Source organism: Pseudomonas sp. PS01300, from assembly GCF_029960155.1.
Lineage (GTDB): Bacteria > Pseudomonadota > Gammaproteobacteria > Pseudomonadales > Pseudomonadaceae > Aquipseudomonas > Aquipseudomonas palmensis.
Genome location: NZ_JASCPN010000013.1, coordinates 48,891 through 69,671 on the forward strand (window position 1 = coordinate 48,891; position 20,781 = coordinate 69,671).

22 protein-coding genes are annotated in these 20,781 nt (G+C 64.3%); all 22 read left to right on the forward strand.

Annotation, left to right across the window (positions count from 1 at the left end):
* Positions 1–8 precede the first annotated feature (8 nt).
* The 22 genes from fliF (at position 9) to QMX96_RS09745 (ending at position 20,780) form a co-directional block, all read left to right on the forward strand.
* Positions 9–1,787 carry a flagellar basal-body MS-ring/collar protein FliF gene (gene fliF / locus QMX96_RS09640; protein WP_043861804.1) on the forward strand — a complete coding sequence of 593 codons (1,779 nt, stop codon included), beginning with the start codon at positions 9–11 and terminating at the stop codon, positions 1,785–1,787.
* The gene (gene fliG, locus QMX96_RS09645) at positions 1,780–2,799 is read left to right on the forward strand and encodes a flagellar motor switch protein FliG (protein WP_043861805.1); all 1,020 of its coding nucleotides are present in this window, start codon (positions 1,780–1,782) and stop codon (positions 2,797–2,799) included. Before fliF ends, fliG begins: the two co-directional genes overlap by 8 nt.
* Positions 2,800–2,930: 131 nt before the next feature.
* Positions 2,931–3,713, forward strand: coding sequence for a flagellar assembly protein FliH (fliH, locus tag QMX96_RS09650; RefSeq protein ID WP_088515600.1), 783 nt, complete (start codon positions 2,931–2,933; stop codon positions 3,711–3,713).
* A complete protein-coding gene (gene fliI, locus QMX96_RS09655) occupies positions 3,703–5,061 on the forward strand; it encodes a flagellar protein export ATPase FliI (RefSeq protein ID WP_043861807.1) in 1,359 nt (452 codons plus the stop codon). The genes fliH and fliI overlap by 11 nt, the downstream gene beginning before the upstream one ends.
* A 6-nt stretch (positions 5,062–5,067) precedes the next feature.
* Positions 5,068–5,520, forward strand: coding sequence for a flagellar export protein FliJ (gene fliJ, locus QMX96_RS09660; RefSeq protein ID WP_043861808.1), 453 nt, complete (start codon positions 5,068–5,070; stop codon positions 5,518–5,520).
* A gap of 90 nt (positions 5,521–5,610) precedes the next feature.
* The gene (locus QMX96_RS09665; protein WP_043861809.1) at positions 5,611–5,916 is read left to right on the forward strand and encodes an STAS domain-containing protein; all 306 of its coding nucleotides are present in this window, start codon (positions 5,611–5,613) and stop codon (positions 5,914–5,916) included.
* On the forward strand, positions 5,913–7,628 hold the full coding sequence (locus QMX96_RS09670; RefSeq protein ID WP_054915632.1) for a fused response regulator/phosphatase: 1,716 nt from the start codon (positions 5,913–5,915) through the stop codon (positions 7,626–7,628). Before QMX96_RS09665 ends, QMX96_RS09670 begins: the two co-directional genes overlap by 4 nt.
* Before the next feature lie 25 nt (positions 7,629–7,653).
* Positions 7,654–8,019 carry an Hpt domain-containing protein gene (locus QMX96_RS09675; RefSeq protein ID WP_043861811.1) on the forward strand — a complete coding sequence of 122 codons (366 nt, stop codon included), beginning with the start codon at positions 7,654–7,656 and terminating at the stop codon, positions 8,017–8,019.
* A 71-nt stretch (positions 8,020–8,090) separates the two neighbouring features.
* Complete coding sequence (locus tag QMX96_RS09680; RefSeq protein ID WP_282361673.1) at positions 8,091–9,407, forward strand: flagellar hook-length control protein FliK; 1,317 nt, start codon at positions 8,091–8,093, stop codon at positions 9,405–9,407.
* A 174-nt stretch (positions 9,408–9,581) separates the two neighbouring features.
* Positions 9,582–10,079: a flagellar basal body-associated protein FliL gene (fliL, locus tag QMX96_RS09685; RefSeq protein ID WP_054915630.1), complete on the forward strand. Its 498-nt coding sequence runs from the start codon at positions 9,582–9,584 to the stop codon at positions 10,077–10,079.
* Positions 10,080–10,088: 9 nt separating this feature from the next.
* Entirely contained in the window at positions 10,089–11,057 is a 969-nt protein-coding gene (gene fliM, locus QMX96_RS09690; protein WP_043861814.1) for a flagellar motor switch protein FliM, read from the forward strand.
* A gap of 48 nt (positions 11,058–11,105) precedes the next feature.
* Positions 11,106–11,576, forward strand: a complete 471-nt coding sequence (fliN, locus tag QMX96_RS09695; protein ID WP_043861815.1) for a flagellar motor switch protein FliN — start codon at positions 11,106–11,108, stop codon at positions 11,574–11,576.
* A 54-nt stretch (positions 11,577–11,630) separates the two neighbouring features.
* Positions 11,631–12,032: a flagellar biosynthetic protein FliO gene (gene fliO, locus QMX96_RS09700; RefSeq protein WP_229590456.1), complete on the forward strand. Its 402-nt coding sequence runs from the start codon at positions 11,631–11,633 to the stop codon at positions 12,030–12,032.
* A complete protein-coding gene (gene fliP / locus QMX96_RS09705; protein ID WP_054915628.1) occupies positions 12,032–12,784 on the forward strand; it encodes a flagellar type III secretion system pore protein FliP in 753 nt (250 codons plus the stop codon). The genes fliO and fliP overlap by 1 nt, the downstream gene beginning before the upstream one ends.
* 18 nt (positions 12,785–12,802) lie before the next feature.
* Complete coding sequence (fliQ, locus tag QMX96_RS09710) at positions 12,803–13,072, forward strand: flagellar biosynthesis protein FliQ (protein WP_043861818.1); 270 nt, start codon at positions 12,803–12,805, stop codon at positions 13,070–13,072.
* A gap of 7 nt (positions 13,073–13,079) precedes the next feature.
* Positions 13,080–13,856 (forward strand): flagellar biosynthetic protein FliR, encoded by a 777-nt coding sequence (gene fliR, locus QMX96_RS09715; RefSeq protein WP_054915627.1) that lies wholly within the window; start codon positions 13,080–13,082, stop codon positions 13,854–13,856.
* Between the two features lie 2 nt (positions 13,857–13,858).
* Complete coding sequence (flhB, locus tag QMX96_RS09720; protein ID WP_054915626.1) at positions 13,859–14,995, forward strand: flagellar biosynthesis protein FlhB; 1,137 nt, start codon at positions 13,859–13,861, stop codon at positions 14,993–14,995.
* A 164-nt stretch (positions 14,996–15,159) separates the two neighbouring features.
* Entirely contained in the window at positions 15,160–17,289 is a 2,130-nt protein-coding gene (gene flhA / locus QMX96_RS09725; protein WP_043861821.1) for a flagellar biosynthesis protein FlhA, read from the forward strand.
* Between the two features lie 11 nt (positions 17,290–17,300).
* Positions 17,301–18,611, forward strand: coding sequence for a flagellar biosynthesis protein FlhF (flhF, locus tag QMX96_RS09730; protein WP_043861822.1), 1,311 nt, complete (start codon positions 17,301–17,303; stop codon positions 18,609–18,611).
* Between the two features lie 119 nt (positions 18,612–18,730).
* Positions 18,731–19,564 (forward strand): flagellar synthesis regulator FleN, encoded by an 834-nt coding sequence (fleN, locus tag QMX96_RS09735; protein WP_054915624.1) that lies wholly within the window; start codon positions 18,731–18,733, stop codon positions 19,562–19,564.
* Positions 19,561–20,301: an RNA polymerase sigma factor FliA gene (fliA, locus tag QMX96_RS09740; RefSeq protein ID WP_043861824.1), complete on the forward strand. Its 741-nt coding sequence runs from the start codon at positions 19,561–19,563 to the stop codon at positions 20,299–20,301. The genes fleN and fliA overlap by 4 nt, the downstream gene beginning before the upstream one ends.
* A gap of 104 nt (positions 20,302–20,405) precedes the next feature.
* Complete coding sequence (locus tag QMX96_RS09745) at positions 20,406–20,780, forward strand: chemotaxis response regulator CheY (RefSeq protein ID WP_043861825.1); 375 nt, start codon at positions 20,406–20,408, stop codon at positions 20,778–20,780.
* Position 20,781: the final 1 nt, after the last annotated feature.

The window sequence follows — 20,781 nt, forward strand, 5'->3', positions numbered from 1 at the left end:
ATTGAGTCATGGCCGAAGCAGTCGTTGATAACGTGCCCGCCAAAGGCAGCCCGGCGCCCAAGCCGCCGCTGTTCGGCATGTCCTTTCTGGAAAACATCGCAGAGATGCCCATGCTGCGTCAGGTCGGTCTGCTGGTCGGGTTGGCGGCGAGCGTGGCGATCGGCTTTGCCGTGGTGCTGTGGTCGCAGCAGCCCGACTACCGCCCGCTGTACCCAAGCCTTGCCGGCATGGACACCAAGCAGGTCATGGACACCCTGTCCGCCGCCGACATCGCCTACAACGTCGAGCCCAGCTCCGGGGCGCTGCTGGTCAAGTCCGAAGACCTCTCCCGTGCGCGCCTGAAACTTGCCGCGGCCGGCGTGGCGCCAGGCGATGGCAACGTCGGCTTCGAACTGCTCGACAAGGAGCAGGGGCTGGGCACCAGCCAGTTCATGGAGGCCACCCGTTATCGTCGCGGCCTGGAAGGTGAACTGGCGCGTACCATCTCCAGCCTGAACAACGTCAAGGGTGCCCGCGTGCACCTGGCCATTCCGAAAAGCTCGGTGTTCGTGCGCGACGAGCGCAAGCCCAGTGCCTCGGTACTGGTCGAGCTGTATTCGGGGCGTGGCCTCGAGCCCGGCCAGGTGGCGGCCATCGTCAACCTGGTGGCGTCCAGCGTTCCGGAACTGAACAAGTCCCAGGTGACCGTGGTCGACCAGAAGGGCAACCTGCTGTCCGACCAGGGCGAGAACTCCGAGCTGACCATGGCCGGCAAGCAGTTCGACTACAGCCGCCGCATGGAAGGCATGCTCACCCAGCGCGTGCACAACATTCTGTTGCCGGTGCTGGGCAACGACCGCTACAAGGCCGAAGTCTCCGCCGACGTCGACTTCAGTGCGGTCGAGTCCACCTCCGAACAGTTCAACCCCGACCAGCCTGCCTTGCGCAGCGAGCAGTCGGTGAACGAACAACGCTCCAGCAGCATGGGCCCGCAGGGCGTGCCTGGTGCCCTGAGCAACCAGCCACCCGGCCCGGCCACTGCGCCACAGCAGACCGGTCAGGCACAGGCTGCCGCGGGCATGGTGCAACCAGGCCAGCCGCTGCTGGACGCCAACGGCCAGCAGATCATGGACCCGGCCACCGGCCAGCCGATGCTCGCACCGTACCCGGCCGACAAGCGTCAGCAGTCGACCAAGAACTTCGAACTGGACCGTTCCATCAGCCACACCCGCCAGCAGCAGGGGCGCCTGAGCCGCCTGTCGGTCGCGGTGGTGGTCGACGACCAGGTCAAGCTCGACCCGGCCACTGGCGAGTCGACCCGCGCGCCATGGGGGGCCGAAGACCTGGCGCGCTTCACGCGCCTGGTGCAGGACGCCGTCGGCTTCGATGCCAGCCGCGGTGACAGCGTCAGTGTGATCAACGTGCCATTCGCCGCCGACCGTGGCGAAGTGTTCACCGAGATTCCGTTCTACCAGCAACCGTGGTTCTGGGACATCATCAAGCAGGTCATGGGCGTGCTGTTCATCCTGGTGCTGGTGTTCGGCGTGCTGCGCCCGGTGCTCAACAACATCACCGGCAACGGCAAGCAGGGCGCCGGTGCCGATGGCGACATGGAACTGGGCGGCATGCTCGGTCTGGATGGCGATCTGGCCAACGACCGCGTCAGCCTGGGTGGTCCGCAAAGCATTCTGTTGCCTAGCCCGAGCGAGGGTTACGACGCTCAGCTGAACGCAATCAAGAGCCTGGTGGCCGAAGACCCGGGTCGTGTGGCCCAGGTCGTGAAAGAGTGGATCAACGCCGATGAGTGATAATCGAGCCCTTACCGCCAAACTGACCCGTGTCGACAAGGCGGCCATCCTGCTGCTGTCGCTGGGTGAAACCGATGCGGCGCAGGTGTTGCGCCACATGGGCCCCAAGGAAGTGCAGCGGGTCGGCGTGGCCATGGCGCAGATGGGCAACGTCCATCGCGAACAGGTCGAGCAGGTGATGAGCGAGTTCGTCGAGATCGTCGGCGACCAGACCAGCCTGGGTGTCGGCTCCGACGGCTACATCCGCAAGATGCTCACCCAGGCCCTGGGCGAGGACAAGGCCAACGGCCTGATCGACCGCATCCTGCTGGGTGGCAACACCAGCGGCCTGGACAGCCTGAAGTGGATGGAGCCGCGTGCCGTGGCCGACGTGATCCGCTACGAGCACCCGCAGATCCAGGCCATCGTGGTGGCCTACCTGGACCCCGACCAGGCCGGTGAGGTGCTGGGCAACTTCGATCACAAGGTGCGCCTGGACATCATCCTGCGCGTCTCCTCGCTCAACACCGTGCAGCCGGCGGCGCTCAAGGAGCTCAACCAGATTCTGGAGAAGCAGTTCTCGGGCAACTCCAACGCGGCACGTACCACCCTGGGCGGTATCAAGCGCGCGGCCGACATCATGAACTTCCTCGACAGTTCGGTCGAAGGCCAGCTGATGGACGCGATTCGCGACGTCGACGGCGAGCTGTCCGAGCAGATCGAAGACCTCATGTTCGTCTTCAACAACCTGGCCGATGTCGACGACCGCGGTATCCAGGCGCTGTTGCGCGAAGTGTCCTCGGACGTGCTGGTGGTGTCGCTCAAGGGCGCCGACGAGAAGGTCAAGGACAAGATCTTCAAGAACATGTCCAAGCGGGCTTCCGAGCTGCTGCGTGACGACCTCGAGGCCAAGGGCCCGGTGCGGGTCAGCGACGTGGAAACGGCGCAGAAAGAGATCCTCACCATTGCCCGGCGCATGGCCGAAGCCGGCGAGATCGTGCTCGGCGGCAAGGGCGCCGAAGAAATGATCTAAAGCCGTTCGCCGGCCCCGGCTCCTCCACAGGAGCCGGCCTTGCCGGCGGATGCCTCAACGCGGTACCCGCCGGTGCCTGGCGGCCGCATCGCCGACCACCCCGGCGCCTACCCAATTGAACGCGTGGAATCATGTCGACCAACGAGCACCTGAGTGAACTGATCCCCGCCCGCGACGTCGAGGGCTTCGACCGCTGGGCGCTGCCCAGCTTCGACCCGGAGCCGGAACCCGAGCCCGAACCCGAGCCGGAAATCGTCGAGGAAGTCGAAGAAGTGCCGCTGGAAGAAGTCCAGCCGCTGACCCTCGAAGAGCTCGAAAGCATTCGCCAGGAAGCCTACAACGAAGGCTTTGCCACCGGCGAGCGCGAAGGGTTTCACAGCACCCAGCTCAAGGTCCGCCAGGAGGCCGAAGTGGCCCTGAGCGCCAAGCTGGCGAGCCTGGAGCAGCTGATGGGCCACCTGCTCGACCCGATCGCCGAGCAGGACAATCAGATCGAGAAGGCCCTGGTGCACATGGTCAGCCGCATCACCCGCGAGGTGATCGGGCGTGAGCTGGCCACCGACTCCAGCCAGATCACCCACGTGCTGCGCGAGGCCCTCAAGCTGCTGCCGATGGGCGCCGAAAACATCCGCATTCATGTCAATCCGCAGGACTTCGAGCTGGCCAAGGCCCTGCGCGAGCGTCATGAGGAAAACTGGCGCCTGCTCGAAGACGACGCCCTGTTGCCCGGTGGTTGCCGCATCGAGACGTTGCACAGCCGTATCGACGCCACCGTCGAGACCCGCATCGAAAAGGCCATGACCCAGTTGTTCGACCAGTTGCATGACCAGGGCCTGCACCCTGCCGCACCAGACTTGCACGTCGACCTTGCTGGCGACCCGGGCACTAGCGAGGCCACGCCCGATGCGCCTTGACCGTACCAGCTTCGGCAAGCGCCTGGGCACCTATGCCGAGGCCGTGAGCCTGCCGGCGCAGCCGGTGGTGGAGGGGCGGTTGTTGCGCATGGTCGGCCTGACCCTGGAGGCCGAGGGCCTGCGCGCTGCCGTCGGCAGCCGCTGCCTGGTGATCAACGATGACAGCTACCATCCGGTGCAGGTCGAGGCCGAGGTCATGGGCTTTGCCGGTGACCGGGTGTTTCTCATGCCGGTGGGCAGCGTTGCCGGCATCGCGCCCGGTGCGCGGGTGGTGCCGCTGGCCGAAAGCGGCCGCCTGCCGATGGGCATGAGCATGCTCGGTCGCGTGCTGGACGGTGCCGGCCGGGCGCTGGATGGCAAGGGCGGGATGAAGGCCGAGGACTGGGTGCCGATGGACGGCCCCACCATCAACCCACTCAACCGCGACCCCATCAGCCAGCCGCTGGACGTGGGCATTCGCAGCATCAATGGCCTGCTGACGGTGGGCCGTGGCCAGCGCCTGGGCCTGTTCGCCGGTACCGGCGTGGGCAAGAGTGTGCTGCTGGGCATGATGACCCGTTTCACCGAGGCCGACATCATCGTGGTGGGGCTGATCGGTGAGCGGGGGCGTGAGGTCAAGGAGTTCATCGAGCACATCCTGGGCGAGGAGGGCATCAAGCGTTCGGTGGTGGTGGCATCCCCTGCCGATGATGCGCCGCTGATGCGCCTGCGCGCCGCCATGTACTGCACGCGGATCGCCGAGTACTTTCGCGACAAGGGCAAGAACGTCCTGCTGCTGATGGATTCGCTGACCCGTTTCGCCCAGGCCCAGCGGGAAATCGCCCTGGCCATCGGCGAGCCGCCAGCCACCAAGGGCTATCCGCCTTCTGTGTTCGCCAAGCTGCCCAAGCTGGTGGAGCGTGCCGGCAACGGCGAGGCCGGTGGTGGCTCGATCACCGCCTTCTACACCGTGTTGTCCGAAGGCGACGACCAGCAGGACCCGATTGCCGACTCCGCGCGGGGCGTACTCGACGGCCATATCGTGCTGTCCCGGCGCCTGGCCGAAGAGGGGCATTACCCGGCCATCGATATCGAGGCTTCGATCAGCCGGGTCATGCCGCAGGTGGTCAGCCCCGAGCAGATGACCCAGGCCCAGCAGTTCAAGCAGCTCTGGTCGCGCCTGTCGCAAAGCCGCGACCTGATCAGCGTGGGTGCCTATGTGGCTGGCGGCGACCGCGAGACGGACCTGGCGATTTCCCTGCAACCCAAGCTGGTGCAGTACCTGCGCCAGGGGCTCAATGAAAACGTCAGCCATGAGCAGAGCCGCGATGAACTGGCGGCGGTCTTCGCCCCAGCGGCATCGGGCTGATAACCGATGGCCCTGCCAAGTCGTGCCGCGCGCCTGGTGCCGGTGGTGGAGATGGCCGAGGAGGCCGAGCGCAAGGCTGTGCAGCGCCTCGGGCATTTCCAGCAGCAGGTGAGCATGGCCGAAACCAAGCTCCGGGAACTGGACCAGTTTCGCAGCGAGTACCAGAACCAGTGGATGGAAAAGGGCGGCCAGGGCGTTTCAGGCAGCTGGCTGCTGGGCTATCAGCGCTTTCTCAGCCAGCTGGACACCGCCGTGGCCCAGCAACACCAGAGCCTGGTGTGGCACCAGACCAACCTCAACAACGCACGGGCCACCTGGCAGCAGGCCTACGCCCGGGTCGAGGGCCTGCGCAAGCTGGTACAGCGCTACCGCGATGAAGCCCGCATGCTCGAGGACAAGCGCGAGCAGAAGCTGCTCGACGAATTGTCCCAGCGATTGCCGCGCCACGATCGCTTCTAGCACGGCATTGGTCGGCGCAGGTTGCCCAGGGGCGGGCGGGCTGCTAAACCTGTGGTGTCTGCAATCGCCATGATCGAAGGAGTCGAGCATATGGCCGTGGAGCACGATCTATCGCCGGATGGGAACAGCCTGACGATCAGGGTCAAGGGACGGTTCGATTTCGGCAAGCACCAGGCGTTTCGTGAATGCTACGAGCGCGAGCCAGTACCTTCCAAGGGCGTGGTCGTCGACTTGAAGGACGCCACCTATCTCGACAGCTCCGCCCTGGGCATGCTCCTGCTGCTGCGTGACCACGCCGGCGGCGACGATGCGTATATACGGGTGATCAACGCCAGCTCCGACGTTCGCAAGATCCTCGCCATCTCCAATTTCGACAAGCTGTTCGAGATCACTTGAGCGACCTCGTGAACGAGCAGTCGTCGCTGACCGTGCTGATTGCCGAAGATGGCGCCACCGACCGCCTGTTGCTGGCGCGCATCGTGCGCGAGCAGGGGCACTCGGTGATCACGGCCGAGAACGGTGCGCAGGCAGTGGCGCTGTTTGCCGAGCTGCGTCCGCAATTGGTGCTGCTCGACGCGCTGATGCCGGTGATGGACGGCTTCGAGGCGGCTCGCCAGATCAAGCTGATGGCTGGCCAGGCGCTGGTGCCGATCATCTTTCTTACCTCGCTGAGTGAGGAGCAGGCCCTGGTGCGTTGCCTGGAGGCCGGTGGCGACGACTTTCTGCCCAAGCCTTATCGCCCGGTGATCCTGGCCGCCAAGATCAAGGCGATGGATCGCCTGCGTCGCCTGCAGGCGACCGTGCTGGAGCAGCGCGACGAGCTGGCGCGCCACCACGGCCACCTGCTCAACGAGCAGCGGGTGGCCAAGGCGGTGTTCGATCAGGTCACGCACTCGGGGTGCCTGAATGCGCCGAACATCCGCTACCTGCAATCTCCCTATGCGCTGTTCAACGGCGACCTGCTGCTGGCGGCGTTCACGCCGACCGGTGAAATGCATGTGCTGCTGGGCGATTTCACTGGCCATGGCCTGCCGGCTGCAGTGGGCGCCATGCCGTTGGCCGAGGTGTTCTACGGCATGACCGCCAAGGGCTACGGCCTGGCCGAAACCTTGCGCGAGATGAACGCCAAGCTCAAGCGCATCCTGCCGGTGGACATGTTCTGCTGCGCAATGATGCTCAGCCTGAGTTTCGAACGGCGCCTGGTCGAGGTATGGAACGGCGGCATGCCGGACGGCTACCTGCTGCCCGCGGCCGGTGGCGAGCCCCAGGCGCTGGTGTCGCGGCACTTGCCCTTGGGGGTGCTGGCGCCGGAGCGTTTCGACGAGCACCCCGAGGTGGTGTCGCTGGCGTTGGGGGATCGCCTGTTCCTGCTGTCCGATGGGGTGGTGGATACCTGCGACCAGGATGAGCAGTTGTTCGGGGTGGAACGCCTGCGCCAGGTGTTTGCGCGCAACCGTGCGCCGCAGCACCTGTTCGAGGATGTGCTGCAGGCGCTCGAAGACTTTCGCGGCCAGTCCCGCGACGATGTCAGCATGCTCGAGATCAGTGTGGTCGAGCCCCAGACACTGGCCCCGCCGCCGCTGGTGTATTCGGACAGCGGCCAGTCCAGCCCGCTGGACTGGTCGCTGTCGTTCGAGTTTCGCGCGCAGACCCTCAAACGCTTCAACCCCTTGCCCTATCTGTTGCAGGTACTGCAGGAAATACACGGCCTGCGCCCCCAGAGCGGTGCGCTGCACAGCGTGCTCAACGAGCTCTACACCAATGCACTGGAGCACGGTGTGCTGGCCCTCGACTCGGCCCTCAAGCGCGACGCCCAGGGGTTTGCCGCCTATTATCAGGAGCGCAGCCGACGCCTGCAGGCATTGCAGGAAGGTTACATACGCTTGCACCTTCAGGTTGAACCCGTAGCGGGTGGCGGGCGTCTGGTGATTGAGATCGAAGATAGCGGCAGTGGCTTCGATGTGGGTACAGTGCTGGCCCGACCGGTGTTGGAGCAGCGGTTGTGCGGGCGTGGCCTGAGCCTGATCCGGCGTTTGAGCCGTCACGCCGAATGGGCCGACGGAGGGCGCAGGGCCCGCGTGGAGTTCGCCTGGGTGGCTCTGGCATAATTGAACTTGATCAAGGAGTGAGCAAGTGTCCGATCAGCGTATCGATAACAAGGTAGTGGGCGAGTTGCGGGAGGTCATGGGTAGCCAGTATGCCGAGTTGCTGGAGACCTTCCTGGCCGATTGCGAAAAGCGCATGGTGCAACTGCGCGACGCCCGCTCCCCCCGGCAGCTGAGTGAGGCTGCCCACAGTTTCAAGGGTAGCTGCAGCAACATGGGCGCCACCGACCTGGCCGAGTTGTGTCGGCAGCTGGAAGTGCGCGTGATGGAGCAGCCGGCACACGGCATCGAGGACCTGATCAGCCAGATCAGGTGCGAGTACCTCGAAGTGCGTCCCTTCTATGTCGCCGAGTTGGAGCGCGTGTCGCCGCAGGCGGCCAGGCATCCTGTGTAGCGCAAACCTGGCGCGACTCTTGCAGTCTCTTCGCTATTCAAGTTCGCGCTTCTGTAGTGGAGACCCTTCCCATGCCTGTCGCTTCAAACCCGCTGCTGCAACCGTCCGCCGTGGCCAAGGCCTCGCGCACGGCTGCGCCAGCGCCCGAAAAGGTGCCCCAGGTCGCCAATGACAAGGCTGCGGGCTTCTCCAAGGTGTATGCCGATCAGTCCCGCGACAAGCTGCCGGCCAAGGCGGATGTGCCCAATGCCGACAAGGCGGGCTTTGCAGCCGGGGCGGCAAATGCCGGCAAGACGGCGACCGATCAGGAGCGCACTGTTGCCGACAGCGGCAATTCATTGCCTGAACAGAAGCCGGCATCGGACGAGTCGACGCCAGTTGCCGATGACCTTCAACTGCTCGATTCGAGCCTGGTGGCGGGTCAGGTTACTGACGCCCAGGCCGGTGCACAGCTGATCCAGGCTCAGGCCGAAGCGGTGGCCCCAGTGGTGCAGGCGGCTGCCGCACAGTTGCAGGCCCAGGTGCAGGCCCCGGCCGTCGCGCCGCAGCCACCGGCCCCGGAAGAACCCGCTTTCGACCCGGCCGGCGACGTGCTCGAGGACCTGCCGGCATTGCGCCTGGCCCTGGAGCAGAACGCCCAGGCCCAGGGCACCACCTCTGCCCATGCCAGCAAGCCGACCACGGCGCAACCCGAAGCCACCCAGGGCCAGCCTGCCGTCAATACCCTGGCGGCCATGCTCGACCCGCGTCAGGCCGATCCGGGCGACAGCGAGCCGGGCGAGAAGGGCTTCAGCAATCTGCTCGATGACGGCCTTAAGGACCTCAAGGGCGCCTCCAGCGATACCCGTGTCGATGACTTTGCCGAGCGCCTCAGCGCGCTGACCCAGGCTGCGACGCCCAAGACCGCCAATGCGGTGCCGGTGGCGATGCCGCTGAACCAGCCGCTGGCGATGCACCAGGGTGGCTGGACCGAGGGCCTGGTCAATCGCGTGATGTACCTGTCCAGCCAGAACCTGAAGTCGGCTGAAATCAAGCTGGAGCCAGCCGAACTGGGGCGCTTGGACATTCGCGTGCACATGACACCCGAGCAGCAGGCGCAGATCACCTTCACCAGTGGCAACGTGGTGGTGCGCGAAGCGCTGGAAAACCAGGCCAGCCGGCTCAAGGAAATGTTCGCCGAACAGGGCCTGGCGCAACCTGACGTGAACGTGGCCGACCAGTCCCGCGAGCAGCAGCAGGGCTCGCAGGACGGCACCTCGAAGCTCAGCGGCGTGGCCGCGCGTCGCAATGAAGGCGCGGGCGGCGAAGAGGCCGACGCCGACGCGGCGGCCCAGCCGGTGGAGCGACCGGTGGTGCTGGGGTCCAGCGCGGTCGATTTCTACGCCTGATTGCACGGGTAGGGCTGGGCGGTTGCGGGGCGGCTGCCCAGCCCTTCACGGATGAATCTGCCCCTGCGTTCGTCGCCTTCCTCAATCGGGCCGGTGTGGCCCGCAAATCTGGCATAACACTTGCTCAACCCTCGCCATGTGGGACAAACCTCTTGTGAGTGACGGATTATTGGCATGGCGAAGAGCGAAGCAGTGAAAGACCCCGCCGTAAAAGGCAAACTCAAGCTGATCCTGCTGCTGGTGCTGGCATTGCTGCTGGCCATCGGCTTGTCGGTGGGCGCCACCTGGTTCTTCCTGCAAAGGGGCGACAGCAAACCTCAGGTCGACCCGGCAACCGTCAGCAACGTCAGGCCTGCGGCCATCTACGAGCCGCTGGCGCCAGCCTTCGTCGTCAACTTCAACCAGAACGGTCGTCAGCGCTACATGCAGGTGAGCATCACCATGCAGGGGCGCGACCAGGCTGCGCTGGATGCGCTGAAAGTGCACATGCCGGTGATCCGCAACAACCTGGTGATGCTCTTCTCCGGCCAGCCGTTCGACTCCCTGGCGACCCCGGTCGGCCAGGAGATGCTGCGCCAGAAGGCCACCGCCAGCGTGCAGGAAGTGGCCCAGAAAGAAGTCGGCAAGCTGGTGATCGACCAGTTGCTGTTCACCAATTTCGTATTGCAGTAGGAGCCCAAGATGGCCATGCAGGACCTGCTGTCCCAGGATGAGATCGATGCCCTGCTGCACGGCGTCGACGACGGGCTGGTGCAAACCGATAGCGGCGCCGACCCCGGCAGCATCAAGAGCTACGACCTGACCAGCCAGGACCGGATCGTGCGCGGGCGCATGCCGACCCTGGAAATGATCAACGAACGTTTCGCCCGCTATACCCGCGTGAGCATGTTCAACCTGCTGCGCCGCTCGGCGGATGTGGCAGTGGGGGGCGTGCAGGTGATGAAGTTCGGTGAGTACGTGCACTCGCTGTACGTGCCCACCAGCCTCAACCTGGTGAAGATCAAGCCGTTGCGCGGCACCTCGCTGTTCATCCTCGATGCCAAGCTGGTGTTCAAGCTGGTGGACAATTTCTTCGGCGGTGACGGTCGTCACGCCAAGATCGAGGGTCGCGAGTTCACGCCCACCGAATTGCGCGTGGTGCGCATGGTGCTGGACCAGTGCTTCGTCGACCTCAAGGAAGCCTGGCAGGCGATCATGCCGGTCAACTTCGAGTACATCAACTCGGAGGTCAACCCGGCCATGGCCAACATCGTCGGCCCGAGCGAGGCGGTGGTGGTGTCCACCTTCCACATCGAACTCGATGGCGGTGGCGGCGACCTGCACGTGACCATGCCCTACTCGATGATCGAGCCGGTGCGCGAAATGCTCGACGCGGGCTTCCAGTCCGACCTGGACGACCAGGACGAACGCTGGATCAAGGCCCTGCGCGAAGACGTGCTGGACGTCAGCGTGCCGATCAGCGCCACCGTGGCACGCCGCGAGCTGCGCCTGCGCGACATCCTGCACATGCAGCCGGGTGATGTGATCCCGGTCGAACTGCCGGACGAGCTGGTACTGCGCGCCAATGGCGTACCGTCGTTCAAGGCCAAGTTGGGCTCGCACAAGGGCACGCTGGCATTGCAAGTAACCGAGCCGATCGAGCGCCGCTGATCGGTACCCTGGCTTTAACTCCGAATTGATTGCCCCGTCGAGGACAAGATGGCTGACGAAAACGATATCACCTCCATGGAAGACCAGGCCCTGGCCGATGAGTGGGCAGCAGCCCTGAGCGAGACCGGCGACGCCGGCCAGTCCGACATCGACGCGCTGTTGGCGGCTGACGGCGGCAGCAGTGCCGGCTCGCCCAACCGCCTGCCGATGGAAGAATTCGGCAGCTCGCCCAAGGGCAACGATGCAGTGACCCTGGACGGCCCGAACCTGGACGTGATCCTGGATATTCCGGTGAGCATCTCGATGGAAGTGGGCAGCACCGAAATCAACATCCGCAACCTGCTGCAACTGAACCAGGGTTCGGTGATCGAGCTGGACCGCCTGGCCGGCGAGCCGCTGGACGTGCTGGTCAACGGCACCCTGATCGCGCACGGCGAAGTGGTGGTGGTGAACGAGAAGTTCGGCATCCGCCTGACCGACGTGATCAGCCCGAGCGAACGCATCAAGAAGCTGCGCTGAGTGAAGCGTCTTCTGCAAGCGGGGCTGACCGGGGTCGGCCTGCTCTGGCTCGACCTGGCACTGGCGGCACAGCCCGCGGCCACGACAGCCGCGGCGACCACGGCAGCAGCCGGCAGTGCCAGCGGGCAGTTGGGCCGTCTGGTGCTGGGGCTGCTGCTGGTGCTGGGCCTGATCTTCTTTCTCGCCTGGCTGCTGCGCCGGGTGCAGAACGTGACGCCGCGTGGCCAGCAGGTCATCGAGATCGTCGGCACGCGCGTGGTCGGCCCGCGTGATCGGCTGCTGCTGGTGCAGGTGGGCAACGAACAGATACTGATCGGTCATACGCCGGGCAGCCTTACCGCATTGCATGTGCTGGCCGAGCCGGTGCAGGTACCGGCCAGCGCCCGCCAGGCTACGCCCGAATTCGCCCAGCGCCTGATGGAGCTGCTGGGCAAGGATCAAAAGGACAAGTCGTGATGGGCGCATTGCGCATGCTGTTGACCCTGCTGCTGATGTTCGCAGCGCCGCTGGCCCTGGCCGCCGACCCGCTGTCGATTCCGGCGATCACCCTGTCCAACGGGGCGGATGGGCAGCAGGAGTACTCGGTCAGCCTGCAGATCCTGCTGATCATGACGGCGCTGAGCTTCATTCCGGCGTTCGTGATCCTGATGACCAGCTTCACCCGGATCATCATCGTGTTCTCGATCCTGCGCCAGGCCCTGGGCCTGCAGCAGACGCCGTCGAACCAGATCCTCACCGGCATGGCGCTGTTCCTGACCCTGTTCATCATGGCGCCGGTATTCGACCGGGTGAACAAGGATGCCCTGCAGCCGTACCTGGCCGAGACCCTGTCGGCCCAGGACGCGGTGGCCAAGGCCCAGGTGCCCCTCAAGGACTTCATGCTGGCGCAGACCCGCGAGAGCGATCTCGACCTGTTCATGCGCCTGTCCAAGCGTACCGATATCGCCACGCCGGACGAGGCGCCGTTGACCATTCTGGTACCGGCCTTCGTCACCTCCGAACTCAAGACCGCGTTCCAGATCGGCTTCATGATCTTCATCCCGTTCCTGATCATCGACCTGGTGGTGGCCAGTGTGCTGATGGCCATGGGTATGATGATGCTGTCGCCGCTGATCATCTCCCTGCCGTTCAAGATCATGCTGTTCGTGCTGGTGGATGGCTGGGCGTTGATCATGGGCACCCTGGCCGGCAGTTTCGGTGGCGTCTAGCGCGCCGAGGAGAACAACATGACCCCAGAAGTTGCTGTCGACCTGTTCCGCGATGCGCTGTGGCTGACCACCATGATCGTGGCTGTGCTGGTGGTGCCGAGCCTGCTGGTGGGCCTGATGGTGGCCATGTTCCAGGCCGCCACCCAGATCAACGAACAGACCCTGAGCTTCCTGCCGCGCCTGCTGGTGATGCTGATCACGCTGATCGTGGCCGGGCCCTGGCTGGTGCAGAAGTTCATGGAATACATCCTGTCGTTGTACGGCAGCATTCCCCAGTTGATCGGCTGAGCGCGCGATGCTCCAGTTGACCGATGCGCAGATCGCCACCTGGGTGGCGAGCTTCATCCTGCCGCTATTTCGCATTGCCGCCGTGCTGATGACCATGCCCATCATCGGGACCAAGATGGTGCCGGGGCGCATCCGCCTGTACCTGGCCCTGGCGATCACCGTGGTGGTGGTGCCGGGCCTGCCGCCGATGCCCGAAGTCAATCCGCTGTCGCTCAGCGGGCTGCTGCTGATTGCCGAGCAGATCCTCATCGGTGCGGTATTCGGCCTGTCGCTGCAGCTGTTCTTCCAGATATTCGTGGTGGCCGGGCAGGTGGTGGCCATCCAGATGGGCATGGCCTTCGCCTCCATGGTCGACCCGGTCAACGGCGTCAACGTGGCGGTGGTCAGCCAGTTCCTGAGCATGCTGGTGACGCTGCTGTTCCTGTCGATGAACGGGCACCTGGTGGTGTTCGAGGTGATCACCGAGAGCTTCACCACCTTGCCGGTGGGCACCGGCCTGATGGTCAACCACTACTGGGACCTGGTCGGGCGGCTGAGCTGGGTGCTGGGAGCGGCGCTGCTGCTGGTGCTGCCGGCGATCACCGCGCTGCTAGTGGTGAACATCGCCTTCGGCGTGATGACCCGTGCAGCGCCGCAGCTGAACATCTTCTCCATCGGTTTCCCGTTGACCCTGGTGCTGGGGCTCGGGATTTTCTGGGTTGTCCTGGCCGACATCCTTTCCCATTACCAGGCGCTGGCCTCCGAGGCCCTGCAGTGGCTGCGTGAGCTGGCGAGGGCGAGCTGAGCATGGCAGAGAGCGAAAGCGGTCAGGACAAGACAGAAGACCCCACGGAGAAAAAGAAGAAGGACGCCCGCGAGAAGGGCGAGATCGCCCGTTCCAAGGAGCTCAACACGGTGGTGGTGACCCTGGCCGGGGCCGGTGGCCTGCTGGTGTTCGGTGGTGGCCTGGCCGAAGTGCTGATGGACATCATGCGCATCAACTTCACCCTGTCGCGCGACACGCTGATCGACGAGCGCTCGATGGGCACCTTCTTGCTGGCCTCGGGCAAGATGGCCCTGATGGCGTTGCAGCCGGTATTGCTGGTGGCGCTGATCGTGGCTTTCATCGGGCCGATCTCGCTGGGTGGCTGGCTGTTTGCCGGCGGCACCCTGGCGCCCAAGTTCAGCCGCATGAACCCGCTGTCGGGGATCAAGCGCATGTTTTCCCTGAACGCACTGACCGAGCTGCTCAAGGCCCTGGCGAAGTTCTTCGTGATCCTGATCGTGGCGCTGGTGGTGTTGTCGTCGGACCGTGACGACCTGCTGGCCATTGCCAACGAGCCGCTGGAGCAGGCGATCATCCACAGCGTGCAGGTGGTGGGCTGGAGTGCCCTGTGGATGGCCGCCGGCCTGTTGCTGATTGCCCTGGTGGACGTGCCGTTGCAGCTGTACCAGTCGCACAAGAAGCTGCTGATGACCAAACAGGAGGTGCGCGACGAGTACAAGAACAGCGAGGGCAAGCCGGAGGTCAAGCAGCGTATTCGCCAGTTGCAGCGCGAGATGTCGCAGCGGCGCATGATGGCGGCGATCCCCGATGCCGACGTGATCATCACCAACCCGACCCACTATGCGGTGGCGCTCAAGTACGACCCCGAGAAGGGCAATGCGCCGACGCTGCTGGCCAAGGGCACCGATTTCCTGGCGCTGAAGATTCGCGAAATCGCCAATGCCCACAACATCCAGGTGCTGGAATCGCCTGAGCTGGCGCGTTCGATCTTCTACTCCACCGAGCTCGAGGAAGAGATCCCGGCCGGCCTCTACCTGGCCGTGGCCCAGGTGCTGGCCTACGTGTATCAGATTCGCCAGCACCGGGCGGGCAAGGGCAAGGCGCCGGAGCCGCTCAAGGATCTGCCGATTCCGCCGGACCTGCGCCGCGATTCCTGAACCGTTTGAGCTCTTCCCGTCGGCGCCGAGGTGCCGGCCCCTTCGCTGCAGGAGCCGGCAGTGTCGGCGAAGGTCGCGTCACTGATCCAAAGTTGGAAAGCTTCTTGCAATAGCAGCGCCAAGCGCCCGCATGGCGTCAAAAGTTTGCTTGAAGAGGAATATCGGTGGATCGCTCTCAGTTAATCAACAGCGCCCGTAGCAACCTGTCCGGGCTCGGCCGGGGCAACCTGGGGGTGCCGCTGTTGCTGCTGGTGATGTTGGCAATGATGATGTTGCCGATCCCGCCGTTCCTGCTCGACGTGTTCTTCACCTTCAACATCGCCCTGTCCATCGTCGTGCTGCTGGTGTGCGTGTACGCCTTGCGCCCGCTGGATTTCGCCGTGTTTCCGACCATCCTGTTGGTGGCCACGCTGCTGCGCCTGGCGCTGAACGTGGCGTCCACGCGGGTGGTGATGCTCCACGGCCACGACGGCCACGAAGCCGCGGGCAAGGTGATCCAGGCCTTCGGCGAGGTGGTGATCGGCGGCAACTACGTGGTCGGTATCGTGGTGTTCGCGATCCTCATGATCATCAACTTCGTAGTGGTGACCAAGGGTGCGGGGCGCATTTCCGAGGTGAGCGCGCGCTTCACCCTCGACGCCATGCCCGGCAAGCAGATGGCCATCGACGCCGACCTCAACGCCGGCCTGATCGACCAGGCCCAGGCCAAGGCACGGCGTACCGAAGTGGCCCAGGAGGCCGAGTTCTACGGTTCGATGGACGGTGCCAGCAAGTTCGTGCGCGGTGACGCCATCGCCGGCCTGCTGATCCTGTTCATCAACCTGATCGGCGGCATGGCCGTGGGTATCTTCCAGCACGGCATGACCTTCGGCGACGCCGGTCGCGTGTATGCGCTGCTCACCATCGGTGACGGTTTGGTGGCGCAGTTGCCTTCGCTGCTGCTGTCCACCGCCGCCGCGATCATGGTTACCCGTGCCTCGGGCTCCGAGGAAATGGGCAAGCAGATCAACCGGCAGATGTTCGATTCGCCCAAGGCGCTGGCCGTGTCCGGCGGCCTGATGATCGTCATGGGGCTGGTGCCGGGCATGCCGCACGTGGCATTCCTCAGCCTCGGCCTGATGGCCGCGGGCGGCGCCTACCTGGTGTGGCGCAAGCAGAACCAGGCCAAGGTCAAGGCACAGCAGGAAGTGCAGCGCCAGCAGGACCTGCTGCCGTCGCCGCAGCGTGCTCAGGAAACCAAGGAGCTGGGCTGGGACGACGTTACCCCGATCGACATGATCGGCCTGGAAGTCGGCTACCGGCTGATCCCGCTGGTGGACCGCAACCAGGGTGGGCAGTTGCTGGCGCGGATCAAGGGGGTACGCAAGAAGCTGTCCCAGGACCTGGGCTTCCTGATGCCCACCGTGCACATCCGCGACAACCTCGACCTGGCCCCCAGCGCCTACCGCCTGACGCTGATGGGGGTGATCCTGGCCGAGGCCGAGATCTACCCCGACCGCGAACTGGCGATCAACCCGGGGCAGGTGTTCGGCAACCTCAACGGCATCGCCGCCAGGGACCCGGCCTTCGGCCTGGAGGCAGTGTGGATCGATGTGGCCCAGCGCAGCCAGGCGCAATCGCTGGGCTACACCGTGGTGGACGCGAGCACCGTGGTCGCCACCCACCTCAACCAGATCCTCTACAAGCATTGCCACGAGCTGATCGGTCACGAAGAGGTACAGCAACTGCTGCAGGTCCTGGCCAAGGGCTCGCCCAAGCTGGCCGAGGAACTGGTACCGGGGGTGCTGCCGCTGTCCGGTCTGCTCAAGGTGCTGCAGGCGTTGCTGGCCGAGCAGGTGCCGGTGCGCGACATCCGCACCATTGCCGAAGCCATCGCCAACAATGCCGCCAAGAGTCAAGATACCGCCGCGCTGGTGGCTTCGGTGCGCGTAGGATTGAGCCGCGCAATCGTGCAAAGCATTGTAGGAACTGAGTCCGAGCTGCCTGTGATCACGCTTGAGCCAAGGTTGGAACAGATTTTGCTCAATAGTTTGCAAAGGGCCGGGCAGGGTCAGGAAGATGGTGTTCTTCTTGAGCCGAGCATGGCCGAAAAGCTTCAGCGTTCGTTGATCGAGGCCGCCCAGCGTCAGGAGATGCAAGGGCAACCTGCAATCCTGCTGGTCGCAGGACCCGTTCGACAGATGCTGTCGCGTTTTGGCCGCCTGGCTGTACCGAATTTGCATGTTTTGGCGTATCAGGAAATACCTGACAACAAGCAAGTTACCATCGTTGCCACAGTAGGCCCCAACGGCTGAGGTAGTGGGATATGCAAGTTAAGCGTTTTTTCGCCGCTGATATGCGTCAGGCCATGAAGCTGGTTCGTGATGAGCTGGGGGCAGAGGCCGCCATCATCGGCAACCGACGGATTGCTGGCGGTGTCGAGCTGACGGCGGCGCTGGACTACAAGCTGTCCGCGCTTGCGCCGCGGGTGCCGAACGTCGAGCTCGAGGACGAACTGCGCAAGACCCAGTCGCGCATCGTCACCGCGCAGGCCGAGCTCAGCAGCCGGGTCGAAGGCGAGGAGGGCAACCGCCAGTTGTTCGCCGGCCTGCCGCTGACCGCCTCCGAGCCGCTGGTAGAGCCGCAGGTCGAGGCCCCCGTGCGGCCTCAGGCAGCGGCCCCGGCGCCGGTCGATCAGCGTCTGTTCGACTCCATGCGCTCGGAGCTCTCGGGCCTGCGCGAGCTGCTCGAAGTGCAGCTCGGCTCGCTGGCCTGGACCCAGCTGCAGGGCAGCAAGCCGCACCAGGCCAACCTCTGGCGCCGTCTGCAGCGTATCGGCATCGCCGGGCCGCTGGCCCGCGAGGTGCTGGACATCACTGCCGACATCGAAGAGCCCCGCCAGGCCTGGCGCATGCTGCTGGCGCACCTGGCCCGCATGATCCAGGTGCCGGAAATCGAGCCGATCGAAGAGGGCGGTGTGATCGCCATGGTCGGCCCGGCCGGCATGGGCAAGACCACCACCCTGGCCAAGCTGGCGGCGCGCTATGTGCTCAAGTACGGCGCGCAGAACATCGCGCTGGTGAGCATGGACAGCTTTCGCATCGGCGCCCAGGAACAACTCAAGACCCTGGGGCGCATCCTGAATGTGTCGGTGACCCACGTCGACCCCGGCCAGTCGCTGGCCCAGGCCCTGGACCCTCTGCTGCGCAAGCGCGTGGTGCTGATCGATACCGCCGGCCTGCAGGCCAGCGACCCGGCACTGCGCATGCAGCTCGAAACCCTGGCCGGGCGCGGCATCCAGGCCAAGAATTACCTGGTGCTGGCCACCACCAGCCAGAAGCAGGTGCTGACCGCTGCCTACCACAGCTACAAGCGCTGCGGGCTGGCCGGTTGCATCCTGACCAAGCTCGACGAAACGGCGTGCCTGGGCGAGGTGCTGAGCCTGGCCATCACGCATGAGTTGCCGGTGGCCTATCTGACCGATGGGCCGCGCATTCCGGACGATCTGCACTTGCCGCGCCGGCACCATCTGGTCAGTCGCGCGGTCAGTGTACAAATGCAGGACGATCCCAGCGAAGAGGCCATGGCCGACATGTTCGCCGATCTGTACCACAGCGACGGCAAGCGTGTCGGCTGAGGTAAATGTGTATACGTTGCAAAGTACCTACATCAATGGTCTGCCAGGCATTTTTCAGGTGTTGAAAGCGCAGCCAGTCATGTGGCCTCGGTCTAAGTAAGACAAGGTAAAGAACAAACATGGGCAGCATGCATCCCGTACAGGTGATCGCCGTGACAGGCGGCAAAGGTGGCGTCGGCAAGACCAACGTGTCAGTGAACTTGTCATTGGCGCTGGCTGAGCTTGGCCGTCGGGTCATGCTGCTGGACGCCGACCTGGGCCTGGCCAACGTCGACGTCTTGCTCGGCCTGACCCCCAAACGCACACTGGCCGATGTCATCGAGGGCCGCTGCGAGCTGCGCGACGTGCTGCTGCCGGGGCCTGGCGGGGTACGCATCGTGCCTGCGGCCTCCGGCACCCAGAGCATGGTGCACCTGGCGCCGGCCCAGCATGCCGGGCTGATCCAGGCGTTCAGCGAGATCGGCGACAACCTCGACGTGCTGGTCATCGACACCGCGGCCGGCATCGGCGATTCGGTCGTCAGCTTCGTGCGCGCGGCCCAGGAAGTGCTGCTGGTGGTGTGCGACGAGCCCACGTCCATCACTGACGCCTATGCTCTGATCAAGCTGCTGAACCGCGATTACGGCATGAACCGTTTCCGGGTGCTGGCCAACATGGCACAAAGCCCTCAGGAAGGTCGCAATCTGTTCGCCAAATTGACCAAGGTCACGGATCGCTTCCTGGATGTCGCCTTACAATACGTCGGTGCTGTGCCCTACGACGAATGTGTCCGCAAGGCAGTGCAGAAGCAGCGAGCAGTCTACGAAGCCTTTCCGCGTTCCAAGTGCGCGCTGGCCTTCAAGGCCATTGCTCAGAAGGTCGATAGCTGGCCGTTGCCTGCCAACCCGCGTGGTCATCTGGAGTTCTTCGTCGAACGGCTGGTGCAACCGACCAGTGCGGGACCAGTGCTATGAGTGCAAGCGGCTATCGGATGTACAGCAAGGCTTCGCGTGATGCCCAGTACGAGCTGATCGAGCGGTACGCACCCTTGGTCAAGCGCATTGCCTATCACCTGCTGGCGCGTCTGCCAGCCAGTGTGCAGGTGGAAGACCTGATCCAGGCCGGCATGATCGGCCTGCTCGAGGTCTCCAACAAGTACGACTCCAGCAAGGGTGCCAGTTTCGAGACCTATGCCGGTATCCGCATCCGTGGGGCCATGCTCGACGAGGTGCGCAAGGGGGATTGGGCGCCGCGTTCGGTACACCGCAATACCCGCATGGTGAGTGACGCGATTCGTGCAATTGAAGCAAAAACCGGTCGTGATGCTAAAGATCACGAGGTTGCTGCCGAACTTCAATTGAGTCTCGATGATTATTACGGGATTTTGAACGATACCTTGGGCAGTCGCCTGTTCAGTTTCGACGACCTGTTGCAGGACGGCGAACATGAAGGCCTGCACGAGGACGGCGCCAGTGCCCAGCTCGAGCCATCGCGCGATCTGGAAGACGAGCGCTTTCAGGCAGCCCTGGCGGATGCAATCGCCAACCTGCCCGAGCGCGAGCGCCTGGTGCTGGCGCTGTACTACGACGAAGAGCTGAACCTCAAGGAAATCGGCGAGGTGCTGGGGGTCAGCGAGTCGCGTGTCAGCCAGTTGCACAGCCAGTGCGCCGCACGCTTGCGCGGTCGCCTGGGGGAATGGCGGGCGCGTTGAGCAGCCGTTCCATACAGTCGTGAAATGTAGTGCCCGAATTGATTGAATGCGCGTTCAGCGCTGAGCGCGTTAAAGACTGCTTGGAGGTCTAATTGAACAAAGACATGAAAATCCTCATCGTCGACGATTTTTCGACGATGCGGCGGATCATCAAGAACCTGTTGCGTGACCTGGGCTTCACCAATACCCAGGAAGCCGACGACGGCAACACCGCGTTGCCGATGCTCGAAAGCGGTCACTTCGATTTCCTGGTGACCGACTGGAACATGCCCGGCATGTCCGGTATCGACCTGCTGCGCAAGGTACGTCTGGATGAGCGCCTCAAGCACCTGCCGGTGCTGATGGTGACGGCCGAAGCCAAACGCGAACAGATCATCGAAGCCGCCCAGGCGGGCGTCAACGGCTATGTGGTCAAACCGTTCACCGCCCAGGTGCTGAAAGAAAAGATCGAAAAGATCTTCGAGCGCGTCAATAGCTGAG

Coding starts and splice junctions, on each gene's coding strand:
- fliF (WP_043861804.1), top strand. CDS start 9: ATGGCCGAAGCAGTCGTTGATAACGTGCCCGCCAAAGGCAGCCCGGCG.
- fliG (WP_043861805.1), top strand. CDS start 1,780: ATGAGTGATAATCGAGCCCTTACCGCCAAACTGACCCGTGTCGACAAG.
- fliH (WP_088515600.1), top strand. CDS start 2,931: ATGTCGACCAACGAGCACCTGAGTGAACTGATCCCCGCCCGCGACGTC.
- fliI (WP_043861807.1), top strand. CDS start 3,703: ATGCGCCTTGACCGTACCAGCTTCGGCAAGCGCCTGGGCACCTATGCC.
- fliJ (WP_043861808.1), top strand. CDS start 5,068: ATGGCCCTGCCAAGTCGTGCCGCGCGCCTGGTGCCGGTGGTGGAGATG.
- QMX96_RS09665 (WP_043861809.1), top strand. CDS start 5,611: ATGGCCGTGGAGCACGATCTATCGCCGGATGGGAACAGCCTGACGATC.
- QMX96_RS09680 (WP_282361673.1), top strand. CDS start 8,091: ATGCCTGTCGCTTCAAACCCGCTGCTGCAACCGTCCGCCGTGGCCAAG.
- fliL (WP_054915630.1), top strand. CDS start 9,582: ATGGCGAAGAGCGAAGCAGTGAAAGACCCCGCCGTAAAAGGCAAACTC.
- fliM (WP_043861814.1), top strand. CDS start 10,089: ATGGCCATGCAGGACCTGCTGTCCCAGGATGAGATCGATGCCCTGCTG.
- fliN (WP_043861815.1), top strand. CDS start 11,106: ATGGCTGACGAAAACGATATCACCTCCATGGAAGACCAGGCCCTGGCC.
- fliP (WP_054915628.1), top strand. CDS start 12,032: ATGGGCGCATTGCGCATGCTGTTGACCCTGCTGCTGATGTTCGCAGCG.
- fliQ (WP_043861818.1), top strand. CDS start 12,803: ATGACCCCAGAAGTTGCTGTCGACCTGTTCCGCGATGCGCTGTGGCTG.
- fliR (WP_054915627.1), top strand. CDS start 13,080: ATGCTCCAGTTGACCGATGCGCAGATCGCCACCTGGGTGGCGAGCTTC.
- flhB (WP_054915626.1), top strand. CDS start 13,859: ATGGCAGAGAGCGAAAGCGGTCAGGACAAGACAGAAGACCCCACGGAG.
- flhF (WP_043861822.1), top strand. CDS start 17,301: ATGCAAGTTAAGCGTTTTTTCGCCGCTGATATGCGTCAGGCCATGAAG.
- fleN (WP_054915624.1), top strand. CDS start 18,731: ATGGGCAGCATGCATCCCGTACAGGTGATCGCCGTGACAGGCGGCAAA.
- fliA (WP_043861824.1), top strand. CDS start 19,561: ATGAGTGCAAGCGGCTATCGGATGTACAGCAAGGCTTCGCGTGATGCC.
- QMX96_RS09745 (WP_043861825.1), top strand. CDS start 20,406: ATGAAAATCCTCATCGTCGACGATTTTTCGACGATGCGGCGGATCATC.